Source organism: Bradyrhizobium sp. SK17, assembly GCF_002831585.1.
In the GTDB taxonomy this organism is placed as follows: domain Bacteria; phylum Pseudomonadota; class Alphaproteobacteria; order Rhizobiales; family Xanthobacteraceae; genus Bradyrhizobium.
Window position 1 is genome coordinate 3506278 of the sequence record NZ_CP025113.1, and the last position, 7992, is coordinate 3514269.

General features: G+C 64.1%; 7 protein-coding genes. 6 read left to right on the forward strand and 1 reads right to left on the reverse strand.

Annotated features, from left to right (window positions below; genetic code table 11):
• The first annotated feature begins 1 nt into the window (after window position 1).
• Genes CWS35_RS16300 through CWS35_RS16325 form a run of 6 tightly spaced genes read left to right on the forward strand, consistent with a single transcriptional unit; the run spans window position 2 to window position 5228 of the window.
• Complete coding sequence (locus CWS35_RS16300; RefSeq protein ID WP_024580679.1) at window positions 2-790, forward strand: ABC transporter ATP-binding protein; 789 nt, start codon at window positions 2-4, stop codon at window positions 788-790.
• Entirely contained in the window at window positions 787-1677 is an 891-nt protein-coding gene (locus CWS35_RS16305; protein ID WP_100952524.1) for an ABC transporter permease, read from the forward strand. Before CWS35_RS16300 ends, CWS35_RS16305 begins: the two co-directional genes overlap by 4 nt.
• The gene (locus CWS35_RS16310) at window positions 1674-2399 is read left to right on the forward strand and encodes an aspartate/glutamate racemase family protein (RefSeq protein WP_043855509.1); all 726 of its coding nucleotides are present in this window, start codon (window positions 1674-1676) and stop codon (window positions 2397-2399) included. The genes CWS35_RS16305 and CWS35_RS16310 overlap by 4 nt, the downstream gene beginning before the upstream one ends.
• A 3-nt stretch (window positions 2400-2402) precedes the next feature.
• Window positions 2403-3251 (forward strand): VOC family protein, encoded by an 849-nt coding sequence (locus CWS35_RS16315; protein WP_024580682.1) that lies wholly within the window; start codon window positions 2403-2405, stop codon window positions 3249-3251.
• A gap of 1 nt (window position 3252) precedes the next feature.
• Window positions 3253-4092 carry an IclR family transcriptional regulator gene (locus CWS35_RS16320; protein ID WP_024580683.1) on the forward strand — a complete coding sequence of 280 codons (840 nt, stop codon included), beginning with the start codon at window positions 3253-3255 and terminating at the stop codon, window positions 4090-4092.
• On the forward strand, window positions 4089-5228 hold the full coding sequence (locus tag CWS35_RS16325; RefSeq protein WP_100952525.1) for a PLP-dependent cysteine synthase family protein: 1140 nt from the start codon (window positions 4089-4091) through the stop codon (window positions 5226-5228). The genes CWS35_RS16320 and CWS35_RS16325 overlap by 4 nt, the downstream gene beginning before the upstream one ends.
• Window positions 5229-5307: 79 nt before the next feature.
• On the opposite strand, the gene CWS35_RS16330 is transcribed toward CWS35_RS16325, so the two are convergent.
• Window positions 5308-7602: a TonB-dependent siderophore receptor gene (locus tag CWS35_RS16330; protein WP_100952526.1), complete on the reverse strand. Its 2295-nt coding sequence runs from the start codon at window positions 7600-7602 to the stop codon at window positions 5308-5310.
• Window positions 7603-7992 lie beyond the last annotated feature (390 nt).

Sequence of the window (7992 nt, forward strand, 5' to 3'; positions counted from 1 at the left end):
GATGATCGTCGCTTCCGGGCTACGCAAGGTCTTCAATGCCGGGACGGCATCGGAGAAGATCGCGATCGCCGGCCTCGATCTCGAGGTCGCAGCGGCGGACGTCGTCGCCGTGATCGGCGGCAACGGCGCTGGCAAGAGCACGCTGCTCAATCTCCTGGGCGGCGCCTTGAGCGCAGATGCCGGTCGGATCATGATCGACGGATCCGATATGACGCGGATGTCCGAGCACGGCCGGTCCAGCGTCGTCGCACGCGTGTTCCAGGACCCGATGATCGGCACCGCGCCTTCGCTCACGGTCGGAGAGAACATGACGCTGGCCCTGATGCGCGCGAGCGGGCGCGGATTGCGCCGCGCGGTCACGCGCAGCCGTCTCGACGACTTCCGCGCTGCGCTCGCCGGACTTCGGCTCGGCCTCGAAAACCGCCTGGACGCTCAGGCCGGTAGTCTGTCCGGCGGCCAGCGCCAGGCGCTGGCATTGGCAATGGCGACATTGCGGCCACCGAAGCTGCTGCTGCTCGACGAACATACCGCTGCGCTCGATCCACGGACCTCGGAACTGGTGATGGAAGCGACCGCGGCGCTGGTGCGCCAGGGGCGCCTGACCACGCTGATGGTCACCCACAACATGCAGCATGCGCTGTCATATGCGTCGCGTATCGTGATGATGGATGCCGGGCATATCGTCGCCGATATCGGTGAGGAGAAGGCAGCCATGACGGTCGCCGATCTGGTCGCGCGCTTCCATCTCACCGACGATCGCATCGTCCTGGCGCGAGCAGGTGCACGATGATCGGCGTCTTTCTCAATCTCGTGCCGGTCACGCTGGTGCAGAGCCTGGTTTACAGTCTCGTCGCCATCGCCATCATGATTCCGTTCAGGACATTGTCATTGCCCGACCTGACCGTGGAGGGCAGCTTTCCCCTCGGCGGCTGCGTTGCCGCCGCGCTGATCACGGCGGGGTTCAATCCGTGGGCAGGTACGGTGTTTGCGGTGGCCGCGGGCGCTCTCGCCGGCGCGGCGACGGCGCTGATCCATCTGCGCCTGCGCATTCCATCGCTGCTTGCCGGAATCCTGGTGGCGACCATGATCTGGAGTGTCGATCTGCGGGCGATGGGCATGCCGAACCGCTCGGTGGCGCCGGAGCTGTCGGTCTACGACGCGATCACCCCCGACATCCTGCTCAGCAACTGGCTGCAAGTGGCGGTGTTCGCCGCCCTCGTCGGCTCGGTCGTGCTCGCCTTGATCGGCTTCTATCGTACGGAGATGGGGCTGTCGCTGCGCTGCGTCGGCGCCAATGCGCGGCTGTCGCCGGCGCTCGGCATTTCGCCGCGCACCTATGTCGTACTGGGCTTCAGCCTCGCCAACGGTCTCGCGGCGCTCGGCGGTGCGCTGGTGGTCCAGCAGCAGGGCTACGCCGACGTCACGATGGGCTTCGGCATCCTGGTGAACGCGCTTGCGGCGTTGATCATCGGCGAGGCGATCGTTGGCCAGGCGTCGATCGAGCGACAGATCATCGCGCCTGTCGTCGGCTCGATTGTCTACTACCAGCTCGTCTCGCTGGGGCTCGCGACCGGACTGCATCCGTCTGATCTCAAGTTCCTGACCGGGGCTTTCGTCCTGATCACGCTCGGACTGCCGCTGCTGACCGGGCGGACGAGGCCGGCGGTCGGGACATGAGCACGGCGCAGGCGACATGGGACGGACGGAGGCAGCGTCGCCGCCTTGGCCTGATCGGCGGCATGAGCTGGCGATCGACCGCGCTCTACCATGAGCGGCTCAACTGCGCCGCCGAGCGGATATTCGGCCCTCACGGCACGGTCGTTGGGCAGATCGAGAGCCTCGACTATGCGGAGCTGTTGTCGTTCGCTTCCCGCGGCGACATGGCCGCGATCGAGGCGCGTCTGGCCGATGCGGCGCGCCGGCTGCGTCACGCCGGCTGCGAGGTGATCGCGCTGACTGCGGTCACCGCTCATCACTGGCACGGCGCCGTTGCCGCCGCGGTCGACGTGCCCGTGCCGCATGTGCTGTCGGCGGTGGCGGAAACACTAGGGGCGAACGGGCTCGTCGATGTCGGCGTGCTCGGCACCGCCCTGACATGTGGTTCGCGAGCCGCCCGCGGCCGTCTCGACGACGGCCGACGGCTGTTGTTTCCGGACGAGGTCGCACAGGCGCGCATCGATGACCTGATCCAGCGGATCCTCACGGTCGATGGCGGCGATGCCGCGGGCCGCGACACGCTCGCCGACGTCAGCCTGACGCTGCAAGACCGCGGCGCTCGCGCCATCGTGCTGGCCTGCACGGAACTCCCCCTGCTGCTTCCTGTCGCGACGATCGAGCTGCCGGTCATCGACGCCGTCGCGCTGCATATCGACGACATTTTCGACCACATCTGCGAGTGAACCATGGCCAACCATCCCATCGCCGAAATCGACCACCTGCTGACTTACGTGCGCGACCTCGACGTCGCCGCGTCGCTGTTCCATCGCATGGGGTTCACGCTGTCGCCGATCAGCCGCATCGAGCCGATGGGCATCTCCAACCACCTCGTGCTGATGCAGCCGCAGACCGAAGGGTTTGCCAACTATATCGAACTGATGGCGTCGCACGATCGCAGCCGACTGCCACCTGCGATGGCGCGAACGCTGTCGGGTGAGCAGGGCGTCAAGTCGATGGTACTCGGCGCCCGCGATGCCGCCGCGGCCCAGCGCGTGATGGCTGCCGCCGGATTCGACGCGGGACAGCCGGTTCATGTCCGCCGCGAATGGGTGATCGCGCCCGGCGAGTCCGTATTTCCGGAGTTCGACGTGATCCTGCCCGTCGATGCGCCGCTCGCTTTCAATGCCTGCCGTTACTATGACGTCGGGTTGTATTTGCGTCAGGGCTGGCTGTCCCACGCCAACACCGCGCAGCATTTCGGAGGCGTGTTCGCAGTAGCGGCCGATCCGGCTCGCTGGCGCGACAGCTTCAGCGGCTTGTTTGCCAGCGGACAGCACCTGCGTCCAAGCCCGGGACAGGTCTGGCTCGACGTGCTGTCGCCCGGGGATGCCCAGGCGCGCTTCGGCACCGGCGGCGCGTTAATGGGCGCAGAGGCCCGCTATCTCGGTTATGAGATCGTGGTGGAATCGATCGCGGCCCTGCGAGCATGCCTCGAGCAGGGCAAGATTCGTCACCGCCTCGACGGCGACATCGTTTACATCGACCCGGAAATCGGCTTTGGAAACCTGATCGTTTTCCGACAGCGCGGGCGCTAGCATGGCAAGAAAGACGAAGCCGACGGGACGCGGGCGGGCAGCCGCGGCGCGGACCTCGGCCGCCGATCGGGTTCAAGGCATCCAGTCGGTCGAGATCGGGTTTGCGGTCCTGGACGTCCTTGCCGACAGTCCGGGGCCGTTGACGCTGGGCGAGGCGGCGCGCCGCGCCGGACTGTCGCTGAGCCAGACGCGCCGCTACCTCGTTAGTCTCGTGCGCTGTGGTCTTGCGACCCAGGACGATGCGACGGGGCTCTACGATCTCGGCTCGCGTTCCCTGAGGATAGGCCTCGCTGCACTTGCCCGCGTCGAGGCGATCGATCTCGCGACCACGGCGCTCAAGGAACTGGTGGCCAAGACGCTGGAAGGCGGCACCCTGACCGTCTGGGGCGATGGCGGACCGACGGTGGTGCGCTGGTTCAGGGGCGGCGGCATCGGTGTCACGTCGCTGGGTCTCGGCACGGTGTTTCCGCTGTTCGCATCCGCGACCGGGCATGTCTTCCTGACCTATCTGACCGAGGACAACACCCGCGCGCGGCTCGAGCGCGAACTCGGCGCCGGGTTTCTTGCCTCGCCGGAAGGACGGCGCTCGGTCGATGCGGTCAAGGCCAAGGTGCGCAAGTCCGGCTTCGGTTGGCTCAAGGGCCATTTCGTCGAGAATATCCGCGGTGCTGCGGCGCCTGTGTTCGATTCCCAGGGCGAACTCGTGGCTGTGCTTGCCATCGCCGGCCCCGACCGGCAGGCGACCGCTACCGACTCCGCCGTGCAGGCTTTGGTCGAAGCCGCGGCGCAGGTGTCGCGGCAATTGTGCTTCTCCGGTACACCTCGCGTGAGCCAGAAATGAGCGATGACCTCCATATCGAATCCCTGTTGTCGGGCGGAGCTGGTGCTGGTCTCGAGCGGGCGCTCCCCTCCGCCGTCGATCGTAACTGGGCGGCGCAGGCGCTTGCCCTGATCGAGACCGACCAGCGGCGGTCGGCGGACACCCATCTCCTGCATTTCGATGTCCCCGCCCTGAGCGGGCTGTCGATCTACCTGAAGGACGAATCGACCCATCCGACCGGCAGCCTCAAGCATCGCCTGGCCCGCTCGTTATTCCTGTATGGCATCTGCAACGGCCGCGTCCGCGGCGACACGCCGATCGTCGAGGCCTCGTCGGGCTCGACCGCGGTGTCCGAGGCCTACTTCGCGCGGCTGCTCGGCCTGCCGTTCTATGCCGTGATGCCGGCGAGTACCTCGCGCGAGAAGATCGAGGCGATCGAGCGGCAGGGCGGACACTGTCACCTGATGCAGCATCCCGCGCAGATCTATGCGGAGGCTGCTGCTCTCGCCGAGCGCCTGAAGGGCGTCTATCTCGACCAGTTCACTTTTGCCGAGCGTGCGACCGACTGGCGCGGCAACAACAATATCGCCGAGTCGATCTTTCAGCAGATGAGCGGCGAACCGCACGCGGTACCGGCCGTCATCGTGATGAGTGCCGGCACCGGCGGTACCACGGCGACCATCGGCCGTTATATCCGCTATCGGCGCTACAGCACGCGCCTGTGCGTCGTCGACGTCGAGAACTCGGTGTTCTTCGATGCGTACCGCCATGGCGATCGCGAGGTAACCGGCGAGCGACCGTCGCGTATCGAAGGCATCGGACGGCCGCGGGTCGAACCATCGTTCCTCAGCGAGGTGATCGATGAGATGATCCGCATTCCCGACGCGGCTTCACTGGCCGCGATGCGGGTGCTGTCACACCGGCTTGGTCGCAAGGTGGGCGGGTCGACCGGCACCAATTTCTTCGGCTTGTGCCTTGTTGCAGCGCGGATGCTGCGGGCGGGCGAAAGAGGATCACTGGTGACGTTGATTTGCGACGGGGGAGATCGGTACCTCCAGAGCTACTACAATGACGAGTGGATCGCGGCACAAGGTCTCGAACTTGCGCCCTACGAGCGGTGTATTGAAAGCTTTCTATCCGGAGACCCCTGCGACTAGCAGGGTAAGCTCGCGAGAGCGTCGACCTGGTCCCCGCCGATGTCTTCATCGCATCGACATCGGAAGCTACCTCGCTCTCCTAGAAGTTGAATGTCGTCGAGAGCATGTAAGCGCGCGGCGCGCCGATCGACAATCCGCCGACCGCGCCAGGGATGTTGGTAAGATAGTCGGCGCCGAACAAGTTGGTAACCCGCCCGCGCACGGTGATCGGTTTGGCGGACCACATGTTGGCGAACGTGTAGGATGCTCCGAGGTCGGCACGTATGTAGGCTGGCACGCGTTGCGTGTTCTGGGGATCGTAGTAGCTATCGCCGACAAAGACGGCGACCGGGGAAATGGTGAGGCCAGGCACGGCCGGGATATCGACGTCGACGCCAACCGACCCCTGATAGTCGGGAACGGCCGGCGCTTTCTTGCCGACGGTGGTGGGATCGAGGGTGGTTTCCAGCCGGCCGTCGATCAGGCTGACCCCCGCGAGCAGGCGGACACCCCGGGTCGGTTCGCCAAACACCGTGAACTCGACACCACGATTGCGCTGCAAACCAAGCGGTCCGTAAACATTGTTGACGGGATTGGTGAACACCGATGGAGAGGTAATGTCATAGGCCGCTAGCGTTGTGGCAAGCGTGCCCCACCAATTGACCTTGACGCCGACTTCCTTTTGTTGGGTTACGACCGGTGCAAAACCCTGGCCAGCATTCGCCGAGCCAAGCGGGGCAGGGACCACCTGGGTCAATGCCTCGATGTAGTTGGCGTACAGCGACACATTCTCGAATGGCTTCACGACCAGCCCGACTGCCGGTGACGTCTTTGAATTGTTCTCGGTGTCCGTCAATTTGCCGGTGTTCAGGCCATAATTGTCCTGCTGCATCCATTGGTGCCGCGCGCCGACCGTCAACGCTATGCGCTCATCGAGCACGGAAAGCGTATCGGCAACGCTGAGGCTGCTGTTGTCGACCTTCGTGAGCGGCAATGCGGGGCCGGCGCCGTCGACGGAGATCCCGGGATTCGGTGACGGGGACGGATTGTAGATGTTGGTCAACGCCATCCCGAACGTCAGCGCCGACTGCCGGTCGAAGCGAACGTCCTGCGCCGTGAAGACGACCTTGTGCCTGATTGGGCCGGTCTCGAACTCGCCCCGCACGCCGACTTCGGCCGATGTGGTGTTGATCTTGAAGGGGCCGCCAACTTCGAACTGGGACACCGTGCCGGCGTTGTCGATCACCGTGTTGGCGAGAGCCTGAAGGAACGTGGCGCTCTGTTTCTTCGCGCCGAAAGCGCCGAAGACCGTCACATTGTCGAGCACGTCGGCTTCGACTCTGGCAACGCCATAGTCGTAGTTCGCATTATAGAATTCATATGGCTGCGCCAGATTGTTGGTGTTCCTGACGCCGGTCGGAACGTTGACTCCAGGAAGCAATCCAAATGTCGTTCGCTGCCCGTTCTTCTGGTCGAGATCGTTGTGGAAGTAATCGAACGACGCTCGCACGCGCTCTCCACGGTAGTCGAGGCCGAGCGAAACTGCGCTTGCTTCTTCGTTGAGCCGGTCGACTGGGCCATTGCCGTTGCGGTAGAGCGCGTTGACGCGAACGCCCCATTCCTTGAACTCGCCGTATCGCCGTCCGACATCGAGCGCGACGCCGCCCATCCCGTTCGACCAGTATGTGCCGGTGATCTGCGCGATCGGATCGTCGGTCGCGTGCTTGGGCACCAGGTTGACGACGCCACCCAGCGAACCAAGCGGCGGCGCGCCATACAGAAGCTGGCTGGGGCCGCGCAGCACCTCGATCCGATCGAACAATTCGACCGGATAGGTGGTGCCCGGCGCGACACCGTAGAGCCCGTTCAGCGCAACGTCGTTGGCGTTGTAAGGAAACCCGCGAATCGAAAGGACATCATAATAGGAGCTGTTCGAACCGACCGTGACAGCAGGATCTCTTTCAAGAACGTCCGAAACGTTCTTTGCCTGAATGCTCTGGATCAAATCTTTCGTGTAGCCGGCGATACTGAACGGCGTATCGAAGATGCTCTTGTTGCCGAGAATACCGACTTGCGTTCCACTCGCGACCTGTCCGCCTGCAAACGGCGCGGGAAGGCCATTGACTTGGGAGGCGGCCGGTACGCGATAAGCGGTCGGTGTCGGCTCGCTGCGATTTCGGGCAGTCTGTCGGTCGCGCGTAGCCGCGCGAATGAGCCGCGTTGAACGTTGTGGCGCCGTGTTGCGTCTTACTGCGGGCTTGCTCGGTGCCTCGACCGTAACCGGTGGCAGGCTCGTTTGAGCAACGGTCGGTTCGCTGCAAATGACCGCGAGCACAAGATAACTGACTGCTCCCAAGTAAGGCGCTCTGGTCAAATCCGTCTTTGAGATCGTCATCTATTCAAGATCCAATTCATCAATCCATCAATCCGGCGTCGGCCGGAAACCGCTCAATGTCCTATCGAGCAGGCGTTGGTCGCGCACCTAGAATGTTTCCACGCCGACCGCGTGCATAAGTCTTTAGCCCGCACGCAAACGTCGCGGGTCTGGCACTGCAAGGCAGGCCTATCTATTGATCTGACCGAGCAAAAATGCTGCCGAGAAAATCAATCTAAGCGAGCATTTCCTCGCATCATAGCGATGCGAACTCAGCGAACCGCAGAGCGTGAGCCCTCCGCCAGGTCAACAGAGAGCAGTGGTAGCCGTTTGTCGATGATGCCGAGACCCGAATTCCGTATCGCTGTCGTCTTCGCGTTTGCTGCCCGGTCGATGGTTCACGTCGGAGTC